The 25894-nt window shown below is 63.2% G+C and carries 21 protein-coding genes; 8 read left to right on the forward strand and 13 right to left on the reverse strand.

Features of this window, described 5'->3' with window-relative positions; translation table 11 throughout:
• The first annotated feature begins 44 nt into the window (after positions 1 to 44).
• The 3 genes from ACEN8U_RS11690 to ACEN8U_RS11700 all read left to right on the forward strand — a co-directional run bounded on the left by ACEN8U_RS11690 (position 45) and on the right by ACEN8U_RS11700 (position 2503).
• On the forward strand, positions 45 to 581 hold the full coding sequence (locus ACEN8U_RS11690; protein ID WP_310109484.1) for a hypothetical protein: 537 nt from the start codon (positions 45 to 47) through the stop codon (positions 579 to 581).
• 106 nt (positions 582 to 687) lie between these two features.
• Positions 688 to 1308: a LysE family translocator gene (locus ACEN8U_RS11695; RefSeq protein ID WP_310109486.1), complete on the forward strand. Its 621-nt coding sequence runs from the start codon at positions 688 to 690 to the stop codon at positions 1306 to 1308.
• Positions 1309 to 1525: 217 nt separating this feature from the next.
• On the forward strand, positions 1526 to 2503 hold the full coding sequence (locus tag ACEN8U_RS11700) for a 2-dehydropantoate 2-reductase (RefSeq protein ID WP_013591658.1): 978 nt from the start codon (positions 1526 to 1528) through the stop codon (positions 2501 to 2503).
• A gap of 98 nt (positions 2504 to 2601) precedes the next feature.
• Here ACEN8U_RS11700 and ACEN8U_RS11705 read toward each other — a convergent pair whose 3' ends face one another.
• The 3 genes from ACEN8U_RS11705 to oxlT form a co-directional block, all read right to left on the reverse strand.
• A complete protein-coding gene (locus tag ACEN8U_RS11705) occupies positions 2602 to 4044 on the reverse strand; it encodes an aldehyde dehydrogenase family protein (RefSeq protein ID WP_374725927.1) in 1443 nt (480 codons plus the stop codon).
• A gap of 87 nt (positions 4045 to 4131) precedes the next feature.
• A complete protein-coding gene (locus ACEN8U_RS11710) occupies positions 4132 to 5154 on the reverse strand; it encodes a LysR family transcriptional regulator (protein WP_310109490.1) in 1023 nt (340 codons plus the stop codon).
• Positions 5155 to 5186: 32 nt separating this feature from the next.
• Positions 5187 to 6533, reverse strand: coding sequence for an oxalate/formate MFS antiporter (gene oxlT, locus ACEN8U_RS11715; protein WP_310109492.1), 1347 nt, complete (start codon positions 6531 to 6533; stop codon positions 5187 to 5189).
• Between the two features lie 362 nt (positions 6534 to 6895).
• Here oxlT and ACEN8U_RS11720 point away from each other — a divergent pair, with 362 nt between their 5' ends.
• Both ACEN8U_RS11720 and ACEN8U_RS11725 read left to right on the forward strand, forming a co-directional pair.
• Positions 6896 to 7843: a LysR family transcriptional regulator gene (locus tag ACEN8U_RS11720; RefSeq protein ID WP_013591654.1), complete on the forward strand. Its 948-nt coding sequence runs from the start codon at positions 6896 to 6898 to the stop codon at positions 7841 to 7843.
• Positions 7844 to 7939: 96 nt separating this feature from the next.
• Complete coding sequence (locus tag ACEN8U_RS11725; RefSeq protein ID WP_310109494.1) at positions 7940 to 8245, forward strand: hypothetical protein; 306 nt, start codon at positions 7940 to 7942, stop codon at positions 8243 to 8245.
• A 119-nt stretch (positions 8246 to 8364) separates the two neighbouring features.
• Here the strand turns inward: ACEN8U_RS11725 and ACEN8U_RS11730 are convergent, their stop codons facing one another.
• From ACEN8U_RS11730 to ACEN8U_RS11760, 7 genes are all read right to left on the reverse strand, one after another.
• Complete coding sequence (locus ACEN8U_RS11730; protein WP_310109497.1) at positions 8365 to 9273, reverse strand: NAD(P)(+) transhydrogenase (Re/Si-specific) subunit beta; 909 nt, start codon at positions 9271 to 9273, stop codon at positions 8365 to 8367.
• A 61-nt stretch (positions 9274 to 9334) separates the two neighbouring features.
• On the reverse strand, positions 9335 to 10156 hold the full coding sequence (locus ACEN8U_RS11735) for a fumarylacetoacetate hydrolase family protein (RefSeq protein WP_310109500.1): 822 nt from the start codon (positions 10154 to 10156) through the stop codon (positions 9335 to 9337).
• 125 nt (positions 10157 to 10281) lie between these two features.
• The gene (locus ACEN8U_RS11740) at positions 10282 to 12477 is read right to left on the reverse strand and encodes an acetate--CoA ligase family protein (protein ID WP_014972960.1); all 2196 of its coding nucleotides are present in this window, start codon (positions 12475 to 12477) and stop codon (positions 10282 to 10284) included.
• A gap of 121 nt (positions 12478 to 12598) precedes the next feature.
• Positions 12599 to 13846, reverse strand: coding sequence for a formyl-CoA transferase (gene frc / locus ACEN8U_RS11745; RefSeq protein WP_013591649.1), 1248 nt, complete (start codon positions 13844 to 13846; stop codon positions 12599 to 12601).
• Between the two features lie 24 nt (positions 13847 to 13870).
• Positions 13871 to 15634, reverse strand: coding sequence for a thiamine pyrophosphate-binding protein (locus ACEN8U_RS11750; protein WP_013591648.1), 1764 nt, complete (start codon positions 15632 to 15634; stop codon positions 13871 to 13873).
• Between the two features lie 485 nt (positions 15635 to 16119).
• Complete coding sequence (locus ACEN8U_RS11755) at positions 16120 to 16839, reverse strand: GntR family transcriptional regulator (RefSeq protein WP_013591647.1); 720 nt, start codon at positions 16837 to 16839, stop codon at positions 16120 to 16122.
• Positions 16817 to 17035 carry a hypothetical protein gene (locus ACEN8U_RS11760; RefSeq protein WP_014972957.1) on the reverse strand — a complete coding sequence of 73 codons (219 nt, stop codon included), beginning with the start codon at positions 17033 to 17035 and terminating at the stop codon, positions 16817 to 16819. Before ACEN8U_RS11760 ends, ACEN8U_RS11755 begins: the two co-directional genes overlap by 23 nt.
• A gap of 380 nt (positions 17036 to 17415) precedes the next feature.
• Between ACEN8U_RS11760 and shiA the strand changes: the two genes are divergently transcribed.
• The 3 genes from shiA (at position 17416) to ACEN8U_RS11775 (ending at position 20644) form a co-directional block, all read left to right on the forward strand.
• Positions 17416 to 18732, forward strand: coding sequence for a shikimate transporter (gene shiA, locus ACEN8U_RS11765; protein ID WP_310109502.1), 1317 nt, complete (start codon positions 17416 to 17418; stop codon positions 18730 to 18732).
• Between the two features lie 369 nt (positions 18733 to 19101).
• Positions 19102 to 20505: an OFA family MFS transporter gene (locus ACEN8U_RS11770; protein WP_028360322.1), complete on the forward strand. Its 1404-nt coding sequence runs from the start codon at positions 19102 to 19104 to the stop codon at positions 20503 to 20505.
• 10 nt (positions 20506 to 20515) lie between these two features.
• Positions 20516 to 20644: an MFS transporter small subunit gene (locus tag ACEN8U_RS11775; RefSeq protein ID WP_310109508.1), complete on the forward strand. Its 129-nt coding sequence runs from the start codon at positions 20516 to 20518 to the stop codon at positions 20642 to 20644.
• 79 nt (positions 20645 to 20723) lie between these two features.
• On the opposite strand, the gene ACEN8U_RS11780 is transcribed toward ACEN8U_RS11775, so the two are convergent.
• From ACEN8U_RS11780 to ACEN8U_RS11790, 3 genes are all read right to left on the reverse strand, one after another.
• Positions 20724 to 23582: a YadA-like family protein gene (locus ACEN8U_RS11780; protein WP_310109510.1), complete on the reverse strand. Its 2859-nt coding sequence runs from the start codon at positions 23580 to 23582 to the stop codon at positions 20724 to 20726.
• A 373-nt stretch (positions 23583 to 23955) separates the two neighbouring features.
• Positions 23956 to 24381, reverse strand: coding sequence for a DUF3830 family protein (locus tag ACEN8U_RS11785; protein ID WP_014972954.1), 426 nt, complete (start codon positions 24379 to 24381; stop codon positions 23956 to 23958).
• 447 nt (positions 24382 to 24828) lie between these two features.
• Complete coding sequence (locus tag ACEN8U_RS11790) at positions 24829 to 25749, reverse strand: helix-turn-helix domain-containing protein (RefSeq protein WP_014972953.1); 921 nt, start codon at positions 25747 to 25749, stop codon at positions 24829 to 24831.
• Between the last annotated feature and the right edge of the window lie 145 nt (positions 25750 to 25894).

A 25894-nucleotide genomic window follows, 5' to 3' on the forward strand; every position in this document is an offset into this window, starting at 1 on the left:
GCGCGCCGGCGTCCCTGAAAAGCGCGGTGTTCAGGCGCTGCGGCATGATCGCGCTGCCCTTGCTGCCTTTGCTGCTCTCGGCCTGCTCCTGGTCCTGGTTCGGCCTGAACAGTCACAGTGCGCCGCGCGCCGCAGCGAATGCCACGGGTTCGCTCAGCGTCGCGCCCGCGCGCGAGTTCGCCTACATGCCTGCGCTCGACGGGCGCGTCTCGCGCAACCGCATCGAAAATACGGCTATGACCGGCATTGTGCTGAAAAGCGATATCAGCGACGCCGTGCGCGAAAGCGTCGTGAATCACCTGAAGCTGGCGGGCTTTCATCTCGACGACGGCCGCAAGGTGCTCTGCGGCAGCATCGAAAAATTCACTGTCGACGACATCCGCTCGCCCGCGCTCTGGACGCTGCAAATGCGCTACCTGGTGATCGACGCCGCCACGCAAAAAGTCGTGTTCTCGACCACGAAAACCGTCAAACGGAAATCGCCGAAATTCACCAGCAACACCATTGCTATCGAAGACACCGTCAAGCTTAGCGTGGACGCATTGGTGCGCGACGCCGGGTTCATCAACGCGCTCAACTAGGCGCACGCTTTCCGCAGCCGGCGCGCCGCACGTCAGGAGAGATACCGACAGAGCCGCGCCGGCCGTTTCGCTACAATCCGAAGCAGCGCCCACTCTGCGAGGCCTCATGTCCACCACCGCCTGGCTCTTTTTTCTTCCGGCCTGCTTCGCCATCAATCTCGCGCCGGGGCCCAACAATCTGCTGTCGATCAACGTCGCCGCGCGGCACGGCTTCGCCACGGCATTCCTCGGCGGCACAGGGCGGCTCGTCGCCTTCGCGGGCATGATCGTGCTCGCCGCGACCGGCCTCGCGGTCGTGCTGCATGCGTCCGAGTGGTTCTTTCTCGCGATCAAACTGGCCGGCGCCGCTTACCTGATCTGGCTCGCCATTCAACTCTGGCGCAGCGACGCGCCAGCCATCGACATCACGCAGGACGAGTCCGCGTCGCTCGCCAAAGTTGCGCGGCAGGAGTTTCTCGTCGCCGCCGGCAATCCCAAAGCGATTCTGGTCTTCACGGCCTTCCTGCCGCAATTCGTCGACATCGCAAGGCCGATGCTGCCGCAATTTGCCGTGCTGGGCGCGAGCTTTCTCGTGCTCGAATGCGTGGCGATCGCGTTGTATTCATGGGCCGGCATGCATCTCGGCAAATGGCTCGTGCGCTCACGCGTGAGGCGCTGGTTCAATCGCTGCTGCGGCGCGTTCCTTGCGGCCATCGGCGTGAGTTTTCTGCTCGTCAGGCGGGCGTAAGTGCGGCATGAGTGCGGCATGATTCCCGTACGCTGCAGGAAGAACGAAAGCCCGGAAGAACGAAAGCCCGGACCATAACCCATTCCTAATGCATTCGCCAAGAAACTTTAACTATCGCTATAGACCCGGCGCCCCTATGCTCAATCAGTGACCCGCCGCCGCGCTCGGCGCGAGACGGCATGGGCAAGCGACTTCTCATAGTCACAGGAGCGGCATCATGAAGATCTGTATCTTCGGAGCGGGAGCGATAGGCGGTCTGATGGGCGTGCAACTGGCGCGCGCCGGCGCCGACGTGAGTTTCATCGCACGCGGCGCGCATCTCGCGGCCATGCGCGAGCACGGCGCGCGCCTCATCATGGACGGCGAAACGGTCAGCGCGCCGGTTCGCTGCACGTCCGACCCGCGTGAGCTCGGCGTGCAGGATCTCGTGATCATCACGTTGAAAGCGCATTCGCTGCCGGGCGTGGTCGATTCGATGCAGCCGCTCCTCGGCAAGCACACGGCCATCGTGACCGGCGTCAACGGCATTCCGTATTGGTACTTCTATCAGCACGGCGGCAAGTTCGCCGGCACGCGTCTCGCGAGCGTGGACCCGGACGGCAGTCAATGGACGAAGCTCGGCCCCGAACGCGCAATCGGCTGCGTGCTGTATCCCGCCGCCGAAATCGTCGAGCCGGGCGTCATCAAGCATGTGTACGGCAAGAAGTTTCCTATTGGCGAGCCGAGTGGCGAACGCACGCCGCGCATCCAGCAATTTCACGAGATCATGCAGGCGGCCGGTTTCGAGGCGCCGATCCGCGACAATATTCGCGACGAAATCTGGCTCAAGCTGTGGGGCAATCTGTGCTTTAACCCGATCAGCGCGCTCACGCACGCCACACTCGACGTGCTCACGAGCGACCCCGGCACGCGCGCCGTGTCGCGCACGATGATGCTGGAGGCCAAGCGCATCGCGGATCAGTTCGGCGTGCACTTCCGCGTGGATGTCGAAAAACGCATTGACGGCGCGGGCGCGGTCGGCGCGCACAAAACGTCCACGCTCGTCGACCTGGAAAACCGCCGGCCTATGGAGATTGATCCGCTTCTTACCGTCGTTCAGGAAATGGGACGTCTCGTCAACGAGCCGACGCCGACCATCGACGTGGTGCTTGCGCTCGTCAAACTGCGCGAGCGGATGGCCTTGCAGGGCGATTGAGCAGGATCGCGTTTCTCACGCATTTGATGCAGCAGCAGTTGAAAAAAGGATCGGACGCTGTCCGATCCTTTTTTATATCGCATTTGTATTGCTACGGATTACTGATCAATAGCAAGCCATACCGCCTTCGGCTCGGTGAAGTTTTCAATCGCGACGTCGCCATGTTCGCGGCCGAAACCCGAATCGCCGGAACCGCCCCAAGGCAGACGCACGTCCGTGTAGCCGTAGGTGTTGATCCACACGGTGCCCGCTTTCAGGTCTCGCGCCACGCGATGCACGCGGCCAATGTTGGCGCTCCACACGCCGGCCGCGAGGCTATACAGCGTGCCGTTCGCAATACGTATCGCGTCCGCTTCGTCGTCGAAACGGATCACACTCGCGACCGGTCCGAAGATCTCCTCCTGCGAAATACGCATTTCATGTTCGACGTTCGCGAATACGGTCGGCTCGACAAAGAAGCCGCGTTCTCCGACGCGGGCGCCGCCCGCCACGAGCGACGCGCCTTCCGCGCGGCCTGCCTCGACATAACCCAGCACCGTCTTCATTTGCGCGGCCGAGATGAGCGGCCCCATCGACGTTTCGCGCAGTAACGGGTCGCCGACCTTGATCGATTTGGCCCGCGCGGCGAGGCGCTCGACGACCTCGTCATAGACATCGCGATGGGCAAGAATGCGCGAGCCCGCCGAACACACCTGGCCCGTGTTGAAGAAGATGCCTGACGCGGCCGCACGCACCGCATTGTCGAGGTTCGCATCGGCGAAAATCAGATTTGCCGATTTGCCGCCGAGCTCCAGCGTGACGCGCTTGAAGTTGCCCGCTGCGCCTTGCAAAATGCCGCGTCCCACCGAAGGCGAGCCGGTGAACGTGACCTTATCCACGCCCGGATGCGCGACCAGCGCGTCGCCGACCACGCGCCCCTTTCCGGTGACGATATTCAGGACTCCCGGCGGTACGCCTGCTTCGAGCGCGAGCTCGCCAATGCGCAATGCAGTGAGCGGCGTGATCTCCGCGGGCTTGACGATCAACGTGCAACCGCAGGCGAGCGCCGGCGCGATTTTCCACATGCCGATCATCAACGGGAAATTCCACGGCACGATGGCGGCGACCACGCCGACCGGCTCGCGGATCGTGTACGTCAATGCATCCGGACGAACGGGCACCACCTGGCCGTTGATCTTGTCGCACCAGCCCGCATAGTACTCGAGCGTATCGATTGCGGCCGGAATGTCCTGACGCATGACGGCGGCAATCGGCTTGCCTGCGTCCAGGCTTTCCAGCGCGGCAAGTTCGTCGAGATTCGTGCGCATCAGGCCCGCGAGGCGAGCCAGAATGCGGCCGCGTTCCGCCGCCTTGATGCCGTTCCACACTTTCAGCGCGGCGCGCGCCGCGGTGACGGCCGTGTCGACGTCCGCGGCGCTGCCCTGCGCAACGTGCGCAATCGGCTCTTCGGTGGCGGGATTGATGTCGACGGAATATTCGCCTGTGCCCGGCGGCAACCGCTTGCCGTCGATCAGCAGGTCATGGCTCCTGAGGTCGGTCATCATGAATCTCCTTGCATTGGGATGGTGCGTGGGCTGATTGCAGCAACCGGTCTTGGGAGGACCGGTGCGGGCAAGCGCTGGGCGGCGCTACGGCTCGTGCAGCGCCGCGCCGCTCTGCGCTGCCATGGGCCATGACGATTCCGGCGATACCGCGCTCGCGACGACATCGGCAGCGCCATCCGGGTTTGCCTCTGTGTCGCGGTCCGCGTTCTGCGAGCGCGCTCCCGCGTGCCCGGCAAACTGCGCCCACGCGGCCGCGGCATTCGGCCTGAGCGAGCGATTGCGGCGATGCACGAGCAAGGTGGTCAGTGTGGCCTCGGGCGCAAGCGGCCGGCTCACGAGCGATTCGCCCACGGCGGGCCAATGCGCGTCCACGGGCAGCACGCCTACACCGAGCCCGAGTTCGACCATCCGCTGAACGGCCGCGACATGTCCGAACTCCTGCACCGGGCGCCGCTTCAGGCCCTGCGCACCGAACGCGAGGTCCAGCGCGGCGCGCACGCCCGCGTCGGCGTTCAGCGTGACGAGTGCCCAGTCTTGCAACGCGCCCCACGCGACGCTCGCGTGCCGCGCAAGAGGATGCGTCGGCGGCATGACCGCGTGCAGCGGCGTCGTGAAAACTGGTTGCGCGTGCAACTGATCATTGGCGAGCGGCTCGGCGAGCGAGACCACGCCGAAATCCACCTCGCCGTGCTCGACGCTCGCGAGCACACCGCTTTGCGCCTGATCTTCGACAGTCACGACCAGTTCGGGAAACGCTGATGCGCAGCGCGCGAGGCCTTGCGCGATCCAACTCGACGACAACACGGGGTTGCTGGCCAGCGCCACGACACCGCGATGCCCTTCATACGCGGCGCGTTCTTCGCGCAAGGTCAGATCGATTTCATCGAGCAGGCGGCCGATTCTTCTCTCGAGGCTCGCGCCTGCATGCGTCAGTTGCACCTGGCGCGTCGTGCGGTCGAACAGTTTCAGCTCGACCGCCTCTTCCAGCTCACGCACGCAGCGGCTCACGGCGGACTGCGTCAGATCGAGCTCGCGCGCCGCGCGCGTGAAGCTCCGTTCGCGCGCGACGGCGACAAACACCCTGAGTTGCTGCAGTGAAACGTTCATGACGTCATGGCCGGGCGCGCAGCTTGGCCGGCCTATTCGCCGGTCTGCTCGGGCCAGTGGCTCAAGCGCGAGGCCTTGCCGTTAGCGGCGACGGCTAACGCGCTGTGTTGCGGCTCGTCCTGCGAGTGAATCCAGCGCGAGCGCATCGGCGCGAGGATGAACTTTGCAGAGACGCCCGCGGCAATCGTGATCACCGCGGACACGGTGAACACGAGGCTCCAGCCGCCGGTCGCCGACAACACGGAAGCGAGCGGCACCAGCAGCGAAGCCGTACCCTTTGCCGTGTACAACGTGCCCGCATTGGCCGCCGCATACTTGCTGCCGAACGTGTCTGCGCAGATCGCCGGGAAGATCGAAAAGATTTCGCCCCAGAAGAGGAAGATCAACGCGGCGAACGTCATGAACGCATACGGGTTCGTGCCGTACTCCATCATGCCGAGCAACGCGAGGCCCTCGCCAATGAAGATCAGGAACATCGTGTTTTCACGGCCGATCTTGTCGGAGATGAAACCGCACAGCGGACGCGTGAAGCCGTTGCAGACGTTGTCGATGGAAAGCGTGGCCGTGAGCAGCGGCAGCGTGACGCCGAAGATCGTCATCGGAATGCGTGCGAGACCCCAGTCCTTGGCGATCGGACCGATCTGCGCGGTAGCCATTAAACCGCCTGCGGCAACCGCGACAAACGATACATAGATCACCCAGAACACCGGTGTCCTGATCATTTGGCCCGGCGTGAGATCGACCTTCGAGACAGAGAACTTCTTCTTCGCGGGCGTGTGCTGACGCAGCACCGGCTTCACCAGCAGCATCGCGAGCAGCAGAATCGCGACGCCCTGCAGGATGCCGAAAAAGAAGAACGTGTGCTCATATCCCGAGCGCGTGATCATGTTCGCAATCGGAATCACGGTGACTGCCGCACCTGCGCCGAAGCCCGCGGCCGTGAGGCCTGCCGCGAGGCCGCGACGGTCGGGAAACCATTTCAGCGCATTGCCGACACACGTGCCGTACACGCCGCCCGCGCCGATACCCGCGATCACCGCGGAAACGTAAAGCATCGGCAAACTCGTCGCGTACGAGTTCATCACCCACGCGAGACCGGCACACACCGCGCCGCCCGCGACCACGGGCCGTGGACCAAACTTGTCGACGAGCCACCCCTCCAGCGGCACGAGCCAGGTTTCGGTGAGGATGAAAATCGCAAACGCCAGTTGAATCGAGGCCTCGCCCCAGTGATGCCGCGCGTTCATCGGCGCGACGAACAGCGTCCATGCGTACTGCAGGTTCGCCACCAACGCCATGCACACCATGCCAATGACGAGCTGCCACCAACGGTTCGCCCAGAATACGCGGGCCGTTGTCTGTTGAGTGAAATCGTCCATGTGCCTTGTCTCCGCAATTATCTAGTGCAGCCGGCCAAAGCGCCGTGCTGTATGTGTCCCGCCTTATCGTTATGACCCGAAAAGCCTTGCAATCCGGGGATATTTAATATTCCAGTCCTTAAAGTGCTTCCTTTAAAGCCGCTTTATCCAGCACCTTTTGGAAGTTCTTAATTCCGACTAATCCGGTTTTCTTCTTTTTCCGCCAAACCGCCCCTCAGTCCCGCCACGCCTTGATCCCAGCGTTAACCCGAGTGTCCTGCCGGCAGCCTGGTTTGTTTACAAACTCATGCTAGGGTCATTGCTGAATTACTAATAATTAAAGTTTGTTATTATGTTGATTCATATTTGCTTATACATCGGCCATGACGATGCGCAATGCCACGCTGCGTCAATTGAAGGTGTTCGAAACCGTGGCGCGCCACCTGAGCTTCTCGCGCGCCGCCGAGGAGCTGCATCTCACGCAGCCCGCGGTGTCCACACAGGTTCGCCAGTTGGAGGAGCACGCCGGACTGCCGCTCTTCGAGCAGCTCGGCAAAAAGATCTACCTCACGCCGGCCGGCACGGAAATGCTGCACTACAGCCGCGCGATCATTCAGCAGTTCCACGAAGTCGACGAGGCGATGAGCCAGCTGAAAGGCGTCTCGGGCGGCAAGCTGAATGTCGCGGTGATCAGTGCGGGCGACTACTTCTTTCCGCGCCTGCTGGCCGAATTCACCCGGCGTTATGCGGGCGTTGTATTGAACCTCGCAGTGCACAATCGCGAGGAACTGCTGCACCAGCTCGCCACGAACCAGACGGACCTCGCGGTCATGGTGCGTCCGCCGCATGAAATGGATGCCACGAACGAGCCGTTCGCGCCGCACCCTTACGTGATCGTGGCCGCGCCCACGCATCCGCTCGCCAACAAGCGCAACATCCGCATCAGCCAGTTGGCGAACGAGGCGTTCATCGTGCGGGAGCGCGGCTCGGACACGTGGAATTCCATGGAAGAAGGCTTTGCGGGGCGCCTCTCCAACCTCAAGATCGCGATGGAGATCAAGAGTACCGAGACCATCAAACAGGCGGTGATTGCCGGCATGGGAATCGCCTTTCTGTCTGCTCACACCATCAGCCTGGAGCTGCAGTTGGGCCACCTCGTCGTGCTCGATGTCGAGAGCTTTCCGGTCATGCTCAACTGGTACGTGGTCCACCGCAAGAACAAGCGCCTGCCGCCGGTTGCCGTGGCCTTCAAGCGCTTTCTGATGGAAGAAGGCGCGAGCCTCATCGAGAAGATCACTCGTGTGAAGGAATTGAGCGTCTATAAGCGATAGGCTATGGAAATCCAATAAAAGTTTAACTATTGCAAATCGTTCAGGACTTCTATGCTGCAAGCGAGTTCCATCACTTGTCAGCCCAGGAGGCCGATCATGAACCACGCTTCGGTTGCGACTCATGCGAGCGCACGCACTGCCCGTGCTTGCCCCGACCATCCCAACGATCCGCATCTGAGCGCCTATAACGCAGCGTTCAGCGATCTCGGCCTGCGCTTTCGCTGGGACCACGCCACGCTCGACATCCTGAGCGAGTTCAATAGCGAGGCCGCGAAGATCACGGCCTTCATCGAGCGGTTTCATGGCCATCTTCATCGGGCGTATGACCCCGACTTTCTGGCGCAGTTGATTCTGCAGAAGAAAGCGCAGTACTACAGCGAGTTCGCCGCGCTGGGCGAGTAAGCGGATCGGCGGGAGGGCCTTCCCGCCTTTCCTCGTGGTTGCCTTGCTCGCCGTTGCCGGTCGTGTCCGACACGGTGGAGACGCCGGCGAGCGGCGTGCGTTCATCGTCGGGCTCGGCTTCATGACTGTCGGCCCGCTGCGGATCGGTTGGAAAAGCGGCGCGTCGAGCATGCATGCACGTCCCGTTGTCTGTTGACGCTGTTATGCCAGCGCGGGCCGTGGCGGAATGCTGCCGCGCGCACGATGCCGTGCACCGCGTCGATCGCCGACATGTCCTCTCCCCACATTCGTGTCATACCGCCGCGCGCACCGTGCGTATGCACACGTTCCTTCGAGTATTCGCGGCTCAGCATCACATGCACGCCGATCGACGAAGCAAGCGCAGTCGTCGCAAGGAGCGCCGCAAGTCCGAACGGCTGCGCCGCCTCGGTTACAAAGCCATAGCCGAGCCATGCGCATAACAGCAGTGCAACTGCATTCACGGCGTCGTGCCCTTGACGCGGCACCACACGAAGCGGCAACAGGCCGCGCAGTTTGCAGAACGAGATTGCGGACGTGGCGAAGATCAACGCGCCGGCAAACACTGCCGTGTAGAGTTCGATCCGCTGAAGAATCGTCAGATGGACGTGATTCGCGCACGACAAATAACGCGCGACGCCAACGGATACGATGGCAAGACCCATGCTGCTCGCAAGCAACGCGACAGGCGCGGGCCGTTGCGTGAGAGTGCGCCGACGCACGAGCGATGCACCGGCGACCGCGCCGGCGATTGCCGCGAACTGGGCTCCGGCGCCTATGCCAACGCCCACTGCGACAACGCCGGAAGACGCCCCCGACAGTGCGGCCGCAAGCGTCGCGGCGTACCCGTCAGCCCGCGTGTGCCGCACAGCGCGCGAGCCACGCCCGACCGGCATCTGCCCGAGCGCCGCCAGCACCGAGCCCAGCGCGCAGGCCAACAGCGCAGCCAAAGCCGCTGTCAGCGCAACCACGACTCCCATCCACACGGTACTCTCAGACGCTTGCGGCACGCGTGCTCCTTTCCGTGTTGTGGCGACCGCGGACTTGTGGCCCGCGCATCGCGCCGATCATTCAGGCAGGGCGTGCCATGACAGCGTATTCCGGCGTTTCCGCCAGGGCCGCTCGCGCGGCGCCCAAGGTATTCTTCAGCGTGCCGATTCCGTCGATGAAAACCGACACCGTCGCGCCGTCCTTGATCGAGCCCACTCCGACCGACGTGCCGCACGCGATCACATCGCCCGGTTCCAGCGTGAGATCCTGCGAAATGAGGCTCACCTGCTCGGCCGGCGAAAACACCATGTCCGAGAGCGGATAGTTTTGCCGCTCGACGTCGTCGAGCAGGGTCACGAGATGTGCGCTTCGCCAGTTGAATCCGGAGACGATCGCGGGGCCTATGCAACAGAACGTATCGAAGCCTTTTGCACGACACCATTGCGGAAAATGCGGATTCTCGTTGAGCAGATCCGCCGCCGTCACGTCGTTGACGAGCGTGTAACCGAAGATCGCTTCAGCAGCCTCATCCACACTCACATCGCGGCAGCGACGGCCAATCACGATGCCGAGTTCGCCCTCATAAACAATCTTGCCCGCGTAGCTCGCGGGTCGCCGTATCGGCTCGCCCGAACCAATCACGGATCCAGCCGGCTTGAGCAGGAAAAGCGGATGCGCGGGCACCGGCTTGTCGAGCTTCGCGGCAAGCGCGTGATAGTTGTTCCAGAGCGCGACGATCTTGCCGGGCGCACACGGCGCGAGCGGCGTGAGCGCGCGCGTCGACAGCACCGCGCCGGTGGGCACCGGCTGATCGAGACTTTCGTACTCGTGCAGGTAAGCCCCTTCGACGCGGCCGAACACCACACCGCCGTCGCTCGACATGAAACGCATCCACGTATCCATACGCCGCTCCTTGAGCGCTCCGGCACGATCTTCCGCGCGGGTTCAACCGGCGCTGTCACCGCGGCTGTCACCGTATTTCGAACCGTTGATCGCGAGGAAAACCGTGCCCTCTTCCGTTTGACGCGTCAGATCAAACCGGCGCCGCGTGCCCACTGATACTTCGCACCGAGCACCGCGACCGGGATTTCCGTCGAATAGGCGTACGCCGGAACACCGTGCGCGTACAGATATTCGGCGGCCTCTTCCACCTGAACGTCGCCCGCGAGCGACGCGACAATCGGCTTCTCGATGCCGCGCGCCTTCATCTCCTCCTTCACCTCGACGACGAGGCGTGCGAACACCATCGGCGGCGTGATGATGGTGTGCCAGTAGCCGAGAATGATCGCGTGGATACGCGGGTCTTCGAGGCCGAGCCGGATCGTGTTCTGATATGTCGACGGCGGCTCGCCGCCGGTAATATCGACGGGATTGCCCGCCGCGCCGAACGGAGGAATGAACTTGCGGAAGGCGGCGTCGAGATCCGCAGGCATGGTCATCAGCGACAGACGGTTGTCCACGCAAGCATCCGAGAGCAGCACGCCCGAGCCGCCGGCACCGGTGATGATCACCACGTTCTCGCCCTTCGGCGTGGGCAGCTTCGGAATGCCGCGCGCGAATTCCAGCAGATCGCGCAGCGAACGGGCACGAATCACGCCGCACTGCTTGAACACGTCTTCGTAGATGCGGTCGTTGCCGGCAAGCGCACCCGTGTGCGAGCTCGCCGCACGCGCGCCGAGACTCGTGCGGCCCGCCTTCAGCACGACTACCGGTTTTTTCTTCGACACGCGCGCCGCCGCTTCCGCGAATGCGCGGCCATCCTTCAGATCTTCGCAATGCTGCGCGATGATGTCCGTGTTGTCGTCCTGCTCGAAGAAGGTCAGCAGGTCGTCTTCGTCGATGTCGGACTTGTTGCCGAGCCCCACGATTGCGGACACGCCCATTTTCGCGGACCGCGAGAAGCCGATGATCGCCATGCCGATCCCACCGGATTGCGACGACAGTGCAGCCTTGCCCTGCACATCGTACGGTGTGCAAAACGTCGCGCAGAGATTCTTCGGCGTGTAGTAGAAGCCATAGATGTTCGGGCCCATCAGACGAATGTCGTATTCGCGCGCAATCGCCACGATCTCCTGCTGGCCCTCCACATTGCCGGTTTCCGCAAAGCCCGACGGAATCAGCACCGCGCCGGGAATGCGCTTCTTGCCGACCTCGGTCAATGCGCCCGCCACGAACTTCGCGGGAATCGCAAACACGGCCACGTCGATATCGCCCGGCACATCCAGCACGCTCTTGTAGGCCTTGTGGCCCATGATCTCGTCGGCCTTCGGATGGATCGGGTAAATCTCGCCCTGATAACCGCCGTTGATCAGGTTCTTCATGACCGAGTTGCCGATCTTGCCCTCTTCCGCCGACGCACCGATCACGGCCACGCGGTCCGGCTTCATGATGCGGTTCATCTGCCGCACAATGTCTTCCTGGCTCGGGCGATAGCGCTCCACCGGCGGCGAAAAATCGAGCACGATGCGCACGTCGGCGGCAATCGCGCCGCGCTTGCTCGCAAACACCGGATTCAGGTCCAGCTCCGAGATTTCGGGGAAATCGGAAACGAGCCGCGACACGTTTTCGATCAGGCCCGCCAGCGCCTCGCGGTCGACAGGCTCGCCGCCGCGCACGCCTTTCAGCATCTCGGCAGCCGCAATGCCGTCGAGCATAGAGCGGGCGTCGTCGCGCGTGGCCGGCGCGAGACGGAACGTGATGTCCTTCAGCACCTCGACGAGCACGCCGCCCAGACCGAACGCCACCAGTTTGCCGAACGACGGGTCCGTGACCGCGCCGACAATGACTTCCTGGCCGCCGCCGATCATCTGCTGAACCTGCACGCCGAGCAGATTCGCCTGCGCGTTATAGCGCTTCGCGTTCTCCATGATCGTGGTGAATCCCTGCGTCACGTCCGCAGCGTTCTTCACGCCGACGAGCACGCCGCCCGCTTCGGTCTTGTGCAGGATTTCCGGCGAAACGATCTTCAGTACGACTGGAAAACCGATTTCAGTCGCGAACTGCGCGGCTTCGGCCGCTGTCGTTGCGAGCGCTTCCTTCGGTACTGAAATGCCGTAGACGTCGCATATCAGCTTGCCTTCGGGCGCGGTGAGCGAATTCCGGCCTTCCGCCTTCGCGTGATCGAGAATGTGCCGCACGACGTCCTTGTTGGCGACCTGAGCGCGGTCGCCGGGCGTGTGAGCGGTGCCGCGTTCCTTCAATGAGAGCGTGTCTTCGTATGCCATGTCCTGCCGTCTCCAATGCGGGTTCGAAAGGCGCCGCCCGGCACCGCGCTCGCCAGAACGGCGAGCGGCGGGCGGCTTGCACTACGGGTGGGTCTGCGCTTTCAGTGCGACCGGTCTGCGCCTAAATGGCGCCGGCCGTGCGCAATGCGCTGATCTGCTCGGGCGAATAGCCCAGTTCCGCCATGACTTCGTCGGTATGTTCGCCAAGCAGCGGCGAGCGCGTGACTTCGGTTGGACTGTCAGACAATTTGATAGGATTCCCAACTGTCAGATATTTTCCGCGCGTCGGATGATCCACTTCGACGATCGTGCCGGTCTTACGCAGCGACGGCTCTTCGGCGATCTCCTTCATCGACAGGATCGGCCCGCATGGAATGTCGTACTTGTTGAGGATCTGCATGGCCTCGAACTTGGTCTTGGTCATCGTCCAGCGTTCGATTTCCGCGAAAATCTCCTTCAGGCGCGGCAAGCGCGCGGCAGGCGTCGCATAATCCGGATCGGTCGCCCACTCCTCCTTGCCGATCACGTTGCAGATCTTCACCCACACCGGCGCCTGCGTGATGAAGTAGATGTACGCGTTCGGATCGGTTTCCCAGCCCTTGCATTTGAGAATCCAGCCAGGCTGGCCGCCGCCCGACGCATTGCCCGCGCGCGGCACCGCTTCGCCGAAAGTACCGTTGGGATATTGCGGATACTCTTTCATCACGCCAGTGCGTTCGAGCCGCTGCTGATCGCGCAGCTTCACGCGGCACAGATTGAGCACGCCGTCCTGCATCGCGGCCAGCACGCGCTGGCCGCGGCCGGTTTGGGTGCGCTGATACAGCGCGGTGACGATGCCGAGCGCGAGATGCAGGCCCGTGCCGCTATCGCCGATCTGCGCGCCCGTCACGACCGGCGGACCGTCGTCGAAACCCGTGGTGGATGCCGCGCCGCCCGCGCATTGCGCGACGTTCTCGTAGACCTTGCAGTCCTCATACGGACCCGGGCCGAAGCCTTTCACCGACGCGACGATCATCCGCGGATTCAGCTCCTGGATGCGCTCCCACGTAAAGCCCATGCGGTCCAGCGCGCCCGGCGCGAAGTTCTCCACCAGCACGTCGCATTTCTGGATCAACGCCTCGAGCACCTGCTTGCCTTCCGGGTGCTTGGTGTCGATCGTGACCGAGCGCTTGTTGTGGTTGAGCATCGTGAAGTACAAGCTGTCCACGTCGGGAATGTCACGCAGTTGCTCGCGCGTGATGTCGCCGGCGCCGGCCCGCTCCACCTTGATCACGTCCGCGCCGAACCACGCCAGCAGCTGCGTGCAGGTCGGGCCCGATTGCACATGCGTGAAATCGAGAATGCGCACGCCGTCGAGTGCTTTGCCCATGTCGTGTCTCCTAAGGTGTCCGTATTACTTGTACATGGTCTGATTCTTGGTACCCGGCGCATACTCGCGCGGATCGACCCAGATGTTGACGACCGCCGAGCGGCCCGTGCGATGAATCGCCTCGCGCGCACGCTGCAACGCGCCCGCAATCTGCGCGGGATCGCGCACTTCCTCGCCGTAGCCGCCGAGCATCTCGGCGAACTTGCTGAACGGCACGTCGCTCAGCAGATTGCCGACATTGCCGCGCTCGTCGCCGTATTTGGCGAGCTGGCCGTAGCGGATCTGGTTCATCGCCGAGTTGTTGCCGATCACCGCGAGGTACGGCGCGCCGAAACGGTTGGCCGTTTCCATGTCGAACGCGGTCATGCCGAACGAGCCGTCGCCGTAGTAGCACAGCACTTCCTTGTGCGGATGCGCGACCTTGGCGGCGAGCGCAAAGCCGGTGCCCACGCCAAGCGAGCCGAGCGCACCCGGGTCCATCCACTGCCCCGGCCGGCGCGGGCGAACCGCTTGCGCGGAAATCGTCACGACGTCGCCGCCGTCGCCGATATAGATCGTGTCGTCGGAGAGAAACTCGTTGAGTTCGTAGGCGACGCGGTACGGATGAATCGGCGTGTTGTTCGACTTGAAGAGCGGCATCAGCTTTTCGGTCGCAGTTGCTTCGGCGTCCTGCAATTGCGCCATCCATTTGCGGCGTGCCTGGCGCTTGTCGTCCTTCAGGCGGCCGCTCGCGGCCTGCAGCACGGCGGCGAGAATCGCGCCCGGATCGCCGACGAGACCGAGATCGATATCGCGGTTCTTGCCGACCGTCCGGTAGTCCATGTCGATCTGCACCAGCGTGAGTTCCTTGCTGATGCGCTTGCCGTAGCCCATACGGAAGTCGAACGGCGTGCCGACGACGATCAGCACGTCGGCATTGGCAAACGCCTGCGAACGCGTGCGGTCGAAGTGATGCGGGTCGCCCGGCGGCAGCAGGCCGCGGCTCGCACCGTTGAAGTAGCCGGGAATGTCGAGGCCGCGCAGCAGCGCGATGGCTTCCTCATGGCCGCGCGCGGTCCAGACCTGCTGGCCGTACAGAATCGCGGGGCGCTCGGAATTGACGAGGATGTCGGCCAGTTTCTCGATGTCGCGCGGATCGCCGATCGATTTCGTCGACGCCCGATAATGACCCGGCTGCGGCACCACCGCGCGCGTCAGCTCGACTTCGCGGTCGAGCACGTCGCGCGGAATTTCCAGGTAAGCCGGCCCCGGCGCGCCGTTGAAGCACTCGCGCGCGGCCATCGAAATCATGTCAGCGACGCGCTCCGTGCTCGACACGCTTGCGGCGAACTTCGTGATCGGCGCCATCATGTCGACGTGCGGCAGATCCTGCAGCGAGCCCATCTTGTGCTGCGTCAGCGCGCCTTGCCCGCCGATGTGGAGCACCGGGCTCTCCGAGCGGAATGCCGTGGCGATGCCCGTCACCGCGTTCGTGCAGCCGGGGCCGGCCGTGGTGACGACGCAGCCCAGCTTGCCCGTCTGGCGCGCGTAGCCGTCTGCCGCGTGTGCCGCAACCTGCTCGTGGCGCACGTCGATGATGCGAATCCCTTCGTCCACACAACCATCGTAAATATCGATGATGTGGCCGCCGCACAGCGTGAAGATCGTATCGACCCCCTCATTCTTCAGCGCCTTGGCGACGAGATGCCCGCCCGAGACGACGCCGGCGTTGCGGGTCTTCTGCTTGAGCGTGTCTTCGGCCGTGGTGCTGCCTGTGGCTGGGTTCAGGGATGAAACAACTGCAGACATGGTCGTCTCCTTGTGTGTCGACCGGCGTTGGGGCCTGGCGCTGACGTCGGTCACATGCTTTGGCACGATGGGGTGGGTGCTGCCAATCGGTTATGCGACGGTTGTGCGACGGATTGCAGGAACGCATCTCAGAACATGCTGCCGACCTTGTTCACATACGGTATGTGATATATCAGATTCTGGCAAGGACGATCTCATGCTCCGGCGACCCTGACGTTTCTTCTGCAATCCCTTGCCAGGTATCGAAAGGCCGCCATGTGGGCGGTCGTCTTCGATGCGCTGCAAGGGAAAACACTGAGCGCGTGTGGAAAACGCTCACTGTTGATATATCACATACCACATTTCACCAGACGTCAAGCGCGGTGTTTCCCTACGACACGCGAAGAAACAAAAAAGCCCGCGGTGCATGAACACCGCGGGCCTTGCGCCAGCGCAATGGGTCGAGGCAGCGGACTCCGCAACCGGCGCCCTGCCTTACTCAGCCGTTAATCGAGAAAATCGCAGTTTTTCTCCACGAATGCCGCCAGATCGAGCGAATGCTGGCGCGTGAGGCGCTCAGCCAGCTCGGTGTCGCGCTTCTCGAGCGCCTCGATAATGCGCAGATGGTCGACGATCGACCGCGAGGCGCGATCGCTCTGTGAGATCGTCATGCGCCGGATGGCGCGTACGTGGATAAAGATGTTCTTGATGGTGTCGAGAATGATCTGCGACTTCGACAGTTCGACAATCGCCTGGTGAAACGCGATGTTCGCGTCCGAATACTCGGCGATATGCTCGGCCGGCGTGGCGTCCCGGAAGTGGTCGAACATATGCCGCAAGCGGGCGATTTCCTCGTCTGTCGCGCGCTGCGTGGCGAGACGGGCCGCCATGCTTTCGAGCGCCGCCCACATGTGGATCATCTCGACGATTTCACGCTTGCTCTTGCGCACGATGTAGATGCCGCGACGCGGCACCATGCGCAGAAAGCCTTCCTGCTCGAGCAGCGTCATCGCCTCGCGCACCGGCGTGCGGCTCACGCCAAGCGTTTCGCTCAGAACGCGTTCGTCCAGACGGATTTCTTCGCGGGTCTGGTAGATGTCCGCGTCCGCGATGGCCTGGCGCAGCATCGCATAAGCCTGATCGCGCAAGCTCGCGCTTGCGCCGATAGGCTGCAATGACAACGTCAAAGGCGTGGCCACCGCTTCAGTTTGAAGTTCCGACGACATTCATCGCCTCAGTTTGAACGTGCATACGATAAGGCGCCACTGCGGCCCCGCGCTGCTCGTCCAGTCCGACAAACCGGCCATGTTGCGCTGCAAGTTGCGCGACCGACTGCGGAATCCAGCGAGCCACGAGAACCGTGGCGGCACTACCCAAGCCAACAACAGCGGCGGCCAGCAGCGAGAGAGGAACGAATTCCATGTGAAGCTCCCAACGATTGAGTTAAACGGATGACTCAATCATATGCTGCGTCGCCGCAAAAATCAATATTCGGTATGTAGTATATCAGCGACTGTTGTTTTCCAATCATATCCTACGGTAGCATGCGCCGCTTCGTCCTGGCTGTGCCTTCCCTTCAGCGTCGCCCCGCGCCAGTGTGCTCAGCTCGGTGTATACGCGAGGAACGCGCGCTATGCGCGCAACAGCGTTCGACAATCGCGCAATTTGCCCCGAGTGCCGATTGTGCGATGCTCCGGGCGTCATTAATCTTCGGCACATCCTGCAAGCGTCGGCGAGGTGCCGCAGCCGCCCGCCAGCGACCGACCGCGCAGTAGTCCGAGAATCTCCAGGAGACACCCAACATGAGTACCACCATTTCGCCGGCCGCGACAGCCGACGCTCGCACGGCGCGCAGCCGGGCACGCAAGGCGGCGCTGGGCAGTTTCGTCGGCGCAGTTGTCGACTGGTACGACTTCCTGCTGTACGGGATTGTCGCGGCGCTGGTCTTCAACTCAGAGTTCTTCCCGAAAGTGAGTCCGGCAATGGGAACGCTCGCCGCCTTCGCGACATTCGGCGTCGGCTTTCTGTTCCGGCCGCTCGGCGGCTTCGTGTTCGGCCATTTCGGTGACCGGCTCGGGCGCAAGCGCATGCTCGTGCTCACCGTCATGATGATGGGCTTGTCCACCGCCGCAATCGGCCTGCTGCCGTCGTTCGCGGCCATCGGCTGGCTCGCGCCGGTGCTCCTCGTGACGCTGCGCGCGATCCAGGGCTTCGCCGTCGGCGGCGAATGGGGCGGCGCGGCGTTGATGGCGGTGGAAAGCGCGCCCGAGAAGAAAAAGGCGTTCTACAGCAGCGGCGTGCAGGTCGGCTACGGCGTGGGCCTCGTGCTGGCGACGGGCCTCGTCGCGCTGATCAGCCGCTCCATGGACAACGCGTCGTTCCTGAGTTGGGGCTGGCGCCTGCCGTTCCTGTTCAGCGTGATTCTGGTGCTGATCGCGATGTGGATTCGTTCGAGCATGGACGAGTCGCAGGAATTCGTCGAAAAAGTCGGCGCGCACGGCGAACGCCGTGTCCGGTTGCCGATTGTCGAAGCGCTGCTGCGTCACCCGAAAGCGTTCCTGCTGATCATTGCGCTGCGCCTTGCCGAACTGTTCACGATGTATATCGTGACCGCCTTCGCGCTCAATTATTCGACGGCGAATCTGCACATGCCGCGCGAGTTCTTTCTGACGATCGGCCTCTTGGTCGGCGCCGTGAGCTGCGTGACGATTCCGCTCTTTGCCATGCTCGCCGACCGCTTCGGCCGCCGCCGCGTGTATATCGTCGGGGCGCTCGTCGGCATGTTCAGCGCCGTGCCGTTCTTTCTGGCGCTGGAAGCGCGCTCGACCGTGTGGATCGTGGTGTTCGCCGTGATGCTCGCGAATATCGCCCACGACATGGTGGTGAGCGTGCAGCAGCCGATGTTCACCGAACTGTTCGGCACCGAGTATCGCTATAGCGGCGCGGGTGTCGGCTATCAGGTGGCGAGCGTGGTGGGCGGCGGCTTCACGCCGTTTATCGCGGTGGCCCTTGTGAGTTTTGCCGGCGGCTCGTGGCATCCGGTGGCGGCGTATCTCGCCGTCGGCTGTCTGATTTCCGTGCTCGTCGCCGCCAGAATGAAGACGGGCCGCACAGTCTGACGACCAGGTCGCAGACAGGCAGGGGCCGGCGTGGCGTTGCTGCCACCGCCGGCCTTTTTTCTTTGAGCGCCCTGTTCCACTTGTAAGGACACTCACCGTACCCGCTAAATGGGAAACTCTGCCGGGATCTGACAGATCGCCGTCGCATTTCCTCGGGCAATGCCTTATGCATTGCTATCTCATATTGCCATCCCCGCTAAGCCGCCCTATCGTTCGACCAGGCAGGTTCCTTTGCGAGCTTGCGCACGTTCATATGAATTCCAGCCGCATATATGAGCGCAGAATCGTGTAGCAATTCTCACACCGAATCGCTCAAGTATTCGGTGCGACGCGCCGATAACAAAGACTTCGCTTCCCGGGAGACCGACCATGAGCAGCATCACCGAGCCGCAGGACAACCGAGGCTCTGCACCATTCTTCTCGAAAGAAGCCACCGTTGCCAAACCGGGGTTTTCGCGCTGGATGGTTCCCCCCGCAGCACTCGCCGTTCACCTCTGTATCGGCCAGGCGTATGCGTTCTCCGTGTTCAACGGACCGTTGACCAAGGTTATCGGCATCACGCAATCCGCTCCTGACGACTGGTCGCTCACGTCGCTCGGCTGGATTTTCTCGCTGGCTATCGTGTTCCTCGGTTTGTCGGCGGCGTTTGCCGGCAAGTGGCTCGAACACGTCGGCCCGCGCCGCACGATGTTCACCGCGGCCTGCTGCTTCGGCGGCGGCTTTCTGATTTCCGCGCTGGGCGTGTACCTGCATCAGATTGTGCTGCTGTACCTCGGCTACGGCGTGATCGGCGGGATCGGACTTGGCCTCGGCTATGTTTCGCCGGTCTCGACGCTGATCCGCTGGTTCCCGGACCGTCGCGGCATGGCGACCGGCATGGCGATCATGGGCTTCGGCGGCGGCGCGATGATCGCCGCGCCGCTCTCCGTGGCGCTGATGAACCACTTCAAGAGCGCGACGAGCATCGGCGTGGCCGAAACGTTCATCGTGCTCGGCATTGTGTACTTCATCTCCATGTCGATTGGCGCGTTGGCCATTCGCGTGCCGCCGGCCGAGTGGAAACCGGCAGGCTGGACGCCGCCGCAAACGTCGCAGCAGAAGATGATCACGCGCAACCACGTGCACATCGACGAAGCCCTGAAGACGCCGCAGTTCTATCTGATCTGGCTCGTGCTGTTCCTCAACGTGACGGCGGGCATCGGCATTCTCGGCCAGGCCTCGGTCATGATCCAGGAAAGCTTCAAAGGCACCGTGACCGCAGCCGCCGCTGCCGGCTTCGTCGGCCTGCTGTCGCTCTTCAACATGGGCGGCCGCTTCGTGTGGGCATCGGCTTCGGACTGGATCGGCCGCAAGAACACCTACTTCATCTTCTTCGCGCTGGGCGCCGTGCTGTATTTCCTCGTGCCGAGCTTTGCCGCGTCGGGCCAGATGGCGCTCTTCGTGCTGTCCTACTGCGTCATTCTCACGATGTACGGCGGCGGTTTTTCGACGGTGCCCGCGTATCTCGCGGACATGTTCGGCACCGCGTTCGTGGGCGGCATTCATGGACGCCTGCTGACCGCATGGGCCGCAGCCGGCGTGGCCGGTCCGGTGCTGGTCAACTACATCCGCGCCTACGAAGTCGCGCACGGTGTCGCGAAAGCAGACGCCTACACGATGACGGTGCATATCATGGCCGTGCTGCTGGTGATCGGCTTCATCTGCAATCTGTTGGTCAAGCGTGTGGACGAGAAGCATCACATGACCGACGCACAAGTCGCCAAAGGCGCATAAGGAGACTCGCATGTCGACCGTTGAACCCGTGCACCGCACCAGCAAGGCCAAGATCGTCGTCTTCTGGCTGTATGTGATGATTCCGCTCGCATGGGGCGTGTACAACACGCTCTCGCAAGCGATGAAGCTGTTCCATTAAGCGCCTGCGCCCCGCCCCGCCGGCCTCACCGGCGGGGCGCGTTCAATCCGCCACCGGCAGTGCTCGCCGGCGGCTTCCCCTACCACTGATATGCGGCGCCGGCGCCCACCGAGGTCGTCACCGAACTGATGCCCGCGCTCAGCTTCACCTTGAAGTTCTGCGCGACACGCGCCGACAGACCCACCGCCACAGCCTGATACCCCATATAGCCGGCCGTGCCCACGCCGATTGCGAGGTTCTTCGTCGCGTCGACTTCGGGCACCATGTTCATGGCCATCGCGGACGCGGCTCCGGCATACGCACGGCGCGCGAGGTCGCCCATGCCGCCCTGGAACTGCTGCATGTTGACCGCGTCACCCGGCGCCTGCCCGGCGGCCAGATTGGTGATGCGGCGCTCGCTCCCGGTCGAGCCGACGGAAACCGTGTTCGGCTGATCCGCGACCGAGCCCTCGCCAAGCGCGACACTATTTGCCGCCGACGCCTTCGCCCCGCCGCCGAGCGCAAGTGAGCCGCTGCCGGTCGCCTGCGGCGCGCTCGCGGTACTGTTCACGGCGACGTAGCCGTTGCCGTTCGTCGCATAGTTCTTGACGGTCTGGTCGATACTGCTGATCTGCTGGTTGGTTTGCCACAGCTGTGCACCGGTGACCGCATCGCTGCTCGTTGCCGACACTTCGCCGTTCTTCAGATGGGTCAACTGCACGGCCGGCGCATTCGCCGCCGTGCCGCCGAGCGTCACCTTGTCGTGCGCGGAGCTGTCGTACTGAACCGCATTCGCCACCGTGCCGTTGATACGGCCAACGCTGCTCTGCAAGCCCGCAATGTCCTTGCTGTTCTGCGTGACGCGGCCGTCCAGATTGGCGAGCGCGCCGCCGACGCTGTTCACCACCTGCCCGCCCACCTTGTACGAAGGCGCGCTCACCGAGCCGTCGCCGTTCACGGTCGAGCCGCCGCCCAGCGCCATCGCCGTGCTCGCTGCCTGCGCGAACAGTTGCGAACCGTTGACGGCGTCGGTGCTGGCGGCGTTGAGCGACCCGCGCGCGACGCCCATCACGACGCGATTGCCCTGCGTGCCCGCCACGTTGATCGAGCGGCCGTCGGTCGTTGCGCCGATCTTGATTACGCGCGACGCCGGGTCTTGCGTCACGATGCCGATGCCACCCTTCTCGACGTTCTGCTGCAGCGTGCCAAGCCCGTTGTCGAGCGAGTCGAGCGCGTCGCCGACGTTGTTCTGCGTGCCGCCTTGCACGTGATACGACGGTGCGGTGACCGACCCGTCGATATTGATCTGCGCGCCGCCGCCGAGCCCGGCCACCACCGGCCTGAACTGCGCAAAGTTGATTGCGGACGTGTCGGTCAGGCCCGCCGCGACGCCGGTCAATTGGCGGGCGCCACTCGTCCCGGCGAAATCGACGCGCGCGCCGTTTGCGTTCTGCCCAATGCTGATGACGCGCGAAGTCGGGTCTTGCTGCACGAGCCCGATTTCGCCGTTTGCGATCTGGCTCGCGACGTTTGTCACATTGCCCTCCAGCGCGGTGGTGCGCGTGTCGAGCCCGGCAATCTTCGCCGTGTTGGCGCTTGCGCGCTGATCGAGGTCCGCGATCGAAGTCGCGCTGCTGCTCACGCGCTGATCGAGGTTCGCGATTCTGTCGCTGTTCTGCGCGACCTGCTCATTGGTCGCGAACAGCTGGCCGCCATTCACTGCGTCCGTACTGTCGCTATCGAGTCTCGTTGCGCGCACGTTCGTGACGCGGACCGGCGCGCCGGCGTTGCCGAGCGTCAGCAGGTCGCGCGCGGACGAGTCGTACTGGACAGAGTTGGCCGTGGCCGCGGCAATACTCGTTGCGCTCGCCGCCGCGCTGGCCGCGGTGCTGGTTGCCACGCTGGTATTCACGGCCGCGGCGAGCGCCGAGCCGACGTCGCCATATGTTTTTCCGCCGATCGTGTAGACCGGCGCCTTCGCCGTGCCGTCTGCATTGACCGACGAGCCGCCGCCGAGCGCCTGCGCCACGCTCGCCGCGTGATCGTAGAGCTGGGCGCCGTTGACCGCGTCGGCACTCGCGGCGCCGATTGCGCCGCGCGCGAGCCCCGTCAGCATGCGGTTGCCGTTGAGGCCGGCGACATTCATGCGGATACCCGTCGACGACGGCGCGACCAGGATGTCGCGCGTCCCCAGGTCTTGCCTCACGAGGCCGATGCTGCCCGAGACGATTTGCGACTGCAGCGTGGTGATGCCCGCATCGAGCGAGCTGAGCGCGCCGCCGACCGTGGTTTGCGTGCCGGACTGCACGTTATACCGTGGGCCGACAGTCGAGCCGCTCGCGCTCACCGACGCGCCGCCGCCGAGCGTCGACACGACCTGCTTGAGCTGCGCCAGGTTCACCGCCGACTGCGCGCTCGTCCCCGCCGCGATGCCGACGAGCTCGCGCGGCCCGCCGGTTCCGGTGAAGTCCACCGACGCGCCGTCCGTACCTTGCCCGACCGTCAGGTTACGCGTGCCCAGATCCTGGCGGACGAGCCCTAGCTGGCCGTTTGCGATGTTGCCTGCCAGGTCCGAAATGCTCGCCGAATTCTGCGCCACCGCGTTATTGGTGGCATTCAGTTGCGCGCCGGTTACCGCGTCGGAACTGTAGGCGTCGAGCGCGCCCTGCGCCAGGTTCGTTACCCTGACCGGCGTGCCTGGATTGCCGAGCGTCGCGCTGTCGTGCGCGCCGCTGTCGTAGAACAATGCGTCGGCGAGATTCGCGCAGCCGGCCGGCCCGCACTCTTGTGCGCCGGCCGGCTGCGCCCATGCCAGCATGCCGAGCAGGCCCGCCACCGCAGCAGCCAGCGCCCCACGTACCGCCGTGCATTTCGCGCCCGCGCTTCTCGTGACTTCCGATGCCGCCACATACGCGCGTTTTGCTTCATTCCATACTGTCTTATAGGTCTTGTTCAACATTCCTCCCACTCTTCATCCACGATCTCTTGCAGAGATTTTTCTTATGCCATCCTAAGTATTGCGCCGACTAAACAGACTCAGGACGCATTGCGTTTTCACCTGGCAAACAAGGCTGAAGCGCCGAGTGTGCAGGCAGCTCCGCGGTTCGCGAATACGATTAATCCGAAAAGCGATTTTTTAGCGTGATTTAGCTAAATGGCATAGGGCGCTTCAGACGAAAAGCAGCCGAATGTCTTAATCGCCGAGGCGAGGACTAAGTGGTTTTAGTCGAATGCTGAAAGTGGCCGAGAACCGGCATGGAAGAAATGCGAGCCGGTCGAAGCCGGCTCGCCACTACAAAGAACCGTGAGCGGCGCTCAGCGCGGCAAGGTGTTCATATCTTTTCGAACAGCACGTCTTGCGCGCCTTCCCACAGCACCTTGACACCGACTTCGCGCAACTTCTCTTTGCCTTCGACGATAGTCAGAAAGTGATTGCCCGCGAGTTGGCCCATCTTGCTCGCGAAGCAGCAGGAACCATAGGCGATCAGAATCTCGGTTTCGCTATATCCGCCCGGATAAAAGAGAATGTCGCCGACCGACGGATGGCTCGTGTGATTTTCGAAACCGACTGCCGCGCCGTCGTTTTCGAGCTTGAACTCGCCGAGCGGTACCCAGCAGCCTTCGCCGCTCCAGCGCACATGGATGATCTTCTGACGGTACGGCAGCAACTTCAGGAAGGCGGCCACGGTTTGCGGCGCGTCGGGATTCGTTTCGGCGATAAATTCATGGCCGCAGGAGGTGATTCGAAGTCGGGTCATCGCAAGGTATCCGGTATGACGGTGAATAATGGACAAGCGGTCGGTCAGACGCGGCTCGGGCCAAGCCGTGGGTGGATCATTCTGTCGTGCTGTGCAAGGCTTCGACAGAGACAGTTCGCATCGTCGCGGTCAGGCCAGTTAGACCGGCTGCCCCGACGTGCCCATCCGCCTTCACGCGACCATGCAGGCAGCCGCATGCCAGGTCTGGCCGGTGTAGCGCCACGAAACTTCGTAGTTTGCAAGCCGCGCAATGCACAGCACACTTCGAGAGGTGCGTGATTCCTACAGACGGCTTCCGGCTTCGCTTCTGTCTGCATCGCAGTCGGCCTGGCCGCCAGCCCCAGCGCGAATGAGAGGCGCAGCGCCGCCCAGCATCGGAAGGCACCGCTCGCGGCAACGAGCAGCAGGCGCCGTCCATCACCGGCTGTTGCCGACATCCCGCCTGAATCAGCCGCGCAACCGGTAAGCAAGCGGCGTCACGCCGTAATCACGCTTGAACTGCACGGAGAAATGACTGGCATTCTCGTAACCAACCGCAATTGCGATCTGCAGCACGGTCTGATCGGTCGAACGCAGCAGCCTCGCCGCTTCTTCGAGACGCAAGCGCGTCACGTATTGGTGCGGCGTTTCGCCGGTTTCGCGGCGGAACACGCGGGCAAAGTGGAAGCTGCTTAGACCCGCCTGCGCGGCCAGTTCGCCGATCGCCAGATCGGCACCCAGGTGCGCGCGAATGTAATCGGTTACACGCCGGATGCGGCGCGGCACGAGCCGTTCTGGCTGTGCCGGCGTCGTCCCCGCTTGCCGGCCGTGCGAATAATGTTGAAGAAGGTGTGCGGCGAGCGCATGAACCAGCGCGTCGACGTAAAGGCGCGAGTCGGCCGGGTCGCCGGCGGCGCGATGCAATGCAGAAAGCATCGCGGCCACCAGCGGATCGTGGAACTGCATCGCGTCGCCGAGCGACAGTTCGCGGCGCGACCCGCCGAGCTCCATCTGATCTGCGACGCTGTCGATCAGGCTGCGCTCGATATGCAAATGGACGGTCGACAGCGGCTCATCGCTGATCGAACGCCAACGCCAGGAGATCGGCGCGGACGGCACGTACCACAGGTCGCCCACTCGCAGGTCGGCGCTTTCCCAGCGCCCGTTCAGATTGCGCTCGAGATGCTCGGCGCCGCTCGCGAGCGTCATCAGCGTGAGGTCCTGCAGGCCGGGCGCTTCCAGCAGTTCCTGCTCGTTCGGCTCGAGATAGGAACGCAACACCAGGTGACGCCACGGGCGATCCACGCTCGACACCAGTTTCTGGCCCGCCATGTAGCGGTCGTAGGCAAGCGTCGTTGTCAGCTTTGGAATTCGTGTCTTCACGTCCATTCCCAAGGAGGTGCCGTATGCAAATGAGAGAACCCTGTCGAACCCGCGTCGCCGGTCAGCTGTCAGCGCAAGATCTCAAAAATGATAGCAAGGAACCGGCTACCGTAATTTTTGGAAATAGCTAATCATTCAGGTTGTCGTCTTT

Origin of the sequence: Paraburkholderia phenoliruptrix, assembly GCF_047325075.1 — a bacterium.
In the GTDB taxonomy this organism is placed as follows: Bacteria; Pseudomonadota; Gammaproteobacteria; order Burkholderiales; family Burkholderiaceae; genus Paraburkholderia; species Paraburkholderia phenoliruptrix.

Excerpts from the sequence above, each read along its gene's own strand:
- ACEN8U_RS11690 (WP_310109484.1), top strand. The coding sequence starts at position 45 with ATGATCGCGCTGCCCTTGCTGCCTTTGCTGCTCTCGGCCTGCTCCTGG.
- ACEN8U_RS11695 (WP_310109486.1), top strand. The coding sequence starts at position 688 with ATGTCCACCACCGCCTGGCTCTTTTTTCTTCCGGCCTGCTTCGCCATC.
- ACEN8U_RS11700 (WP_013591658.1), top strand. The coding sequence starts at position 1,526 with ATGAAGATCTGTATCTTCGGAGCGGGAGCGATAGGCGGTCTGATGGGC.
- ACEN8U_RS11705 (WP_374725927.1), bottom strand. The coding sequence starts at position 4,044 with ATGACCGACCTCAGGAGCCATGACCTGCTGATCGACGGCAAGCGGTTG.
- ACEN8U_RS11710 (WP_310109490.1), bottom strand. The coding sequence starts at position 5,154 with ATGAACGTTTCACTGCAGCAACTCAGGGTGTTTGTCGCCGTCGCGCGC.
- oxlT (WP_310109492.1), bottom strand. The coding sequence starts at position 6,533 with ATGGACGATTTCACTCAACAGACAACGGCCCGCGTATTCTGGGCGAAC.
- ACEN8U_RS11720 (WP_013591654.1), top strand. The coding sequence starts at position 6,896 with ATGACGATGCGCAATGCCACGCTGCGTCAATTGAAGGTGTTCGAAACC.
- ACEN8U_RS11725 (WP_310109494.1), top strand. The coding sequence starts at position 7,940 with ATGAACCACGCTTCGGTTGCGACTCATGCGAGCGCACGCACTGCCCGT.
- ACEN8U_RS11735 (WP_310109500.1), bottom strand. The coding sequence starts at position 10,156 with ATGGATACGTGGATGCGTTTCATGTCGAGCGACGGCGGTGTGGTGTTC.
- ACEN8U_RS11740 (WP_014972960.1), bottom strand. The coding sequence starts at position 12,477 with ATGGCATACGAAGACACGCTCTCATTGAAGGAACGCGGCACCGCTCAC.
- frc (WP_013591649.1), bottom strand. The coding sequence starts at position 13,846 with ATGGGCAAAGCACTCGACGGCGTGCGCATTCTCGATTTCACGCATGTG.
- ACEN8U_RS11750 (WP_013591648.1), bottom strand. The coding sequence starts at position 15,634 with ATGTCTGCAGTTGTTTCATCCCTGAACCCAGCCACAGGCAGCACCACG.
- ACEN8U_RS11755 (WP_013591647.1), bottom strand. The coding sequence starts at position 16,839 with ATGTCGTCGGAACTTCAAACTGAAGCGGTGGCCACGCCTTTGACGTTG.
- ACEN8U_RS11760 (WP_014972957.1), bottom strand. The coding sequence starts at position 17,035 with ATGGAATTCGTTCCTCTCTCGCTGCTGGCCGCCGCTGTTGTTGGCTTG.
- shiA (WP_310109502.1), top strand. The coding sequence starts at position 17,416 with ATGAGTACCACCATTTCGCCGGCCGCGACAGCCGACGCTCGCACGGCG.
- ACEN8U_RS11770 (WP_028360322.1), top strand. The coding sequence starts at position 19,102 with ATGAGCAGCATCACCGAGCCGCAGGACAACCGAGGCTCTGCACCATTC.
- ACEN8U_RS11775 (WP_310109508.1), top strand. The coding sequence starts at position 20,516 with ATGTCGACCGTTGAACCCGTGCACCGCACCAGCAAGGCCAAGATCGTC.
- ACEN8U_RS11780 (WP_310109510.1), bottom strand. The coding sequence starts at position 23,582 with ATGTTGAACAAGACCTATAAGACAGTATGGAATGAAGCAAAACGCGCG.
- ACEN8U_RS11785 (WP_014972954.1), bottom strand. The coding sequence starts at position 24,381 with ATGACCCGACTTCGAATCACCTCCTGCGGCCATGAATTTATCGCCGAA.
- ACEN8U_RS11790 (WP_014972953.1), bottom strand. The coding sequence starts at position 25,749 with ATGGACGTGAAGACACGAATTCCAAAGCTGACAACGACGCTTGCCTAC.